Raw genomic sequence first — 703 nt, 5'->3', positions numbered from 1 at the left:
CCATTGACGTGGCCTATCGTTATTTCGCCACGCCCAAACGCAAATTCATTATTGCCGACACGCCGGGACACGAGCAATACACGCGCAATATGGTTACCGGCGCATCAACTGCTGATGCCGCCATTATTTTGGTCGATGCCACGCGCGTCGATTTTTCCGGCAGCGAGCCTGTCCTCCTGCCCCAAACCAAACGCCACAGCGCGATTCTAAAACTTCTGGGCTGCCCCAACATCATCGTCGCCGTCAACAAACTCGACCTGCTCGACTTTGACGAAGCCAAATATCAAGCCATTATCGAGGCCTATCGAAAACTGGCGGAACAAATCGGCCTCAAAGCACAAATCCACTTCCTACCCATCAGCGCCTTAAAAGGCGACAATATCGTCAATGCCAGCAGCCAAACCGCGTGGTATGAAGGTTTGCCGCTTTTGCCTTTGCTTGAAAGCCTACCTGTCAACCGTCAAAATGCCGCTGACCAAGCCGCGCATTTTCCCGTACAACGCGTGGCGCGCCAAGATGGCAGCAGCAGCGACGACTTCCGCGGCTATCAAGGCAGATTGGAAGCAGGCCGTCTGAAAGTGGGCGATGAAGTTAAAGTTTTACCCAGCGGCCATGTTGCCAAAGTTGCCGAAATCTATAATGCAAACGGTAAAACCGAGTCTGCCGAGGCAGGGGAAGTGTTGACTGTCGTTTTGGATACCGA

General features: G+C 53.2%; 1 protein-coding gene. It reads left to right on the top strand.

Annotation, left to right across the window (positions count from 1 at the left end; translation table 11 throughout):
* Nucleotides 1-703 (top strand): GTP-binding protein (locus ACTHUR_RS14215; RefSeq protein ID WP_440399201.1); only part of this gene is annotated, 703 nt, incomplete at both ends.

It is taken from the genome of Neisseria sp. P0021.S007, assembly GCF_051956855.1.
This window is presented reverse-complemented; position numbering and strand designations above follow the sequence as displayed.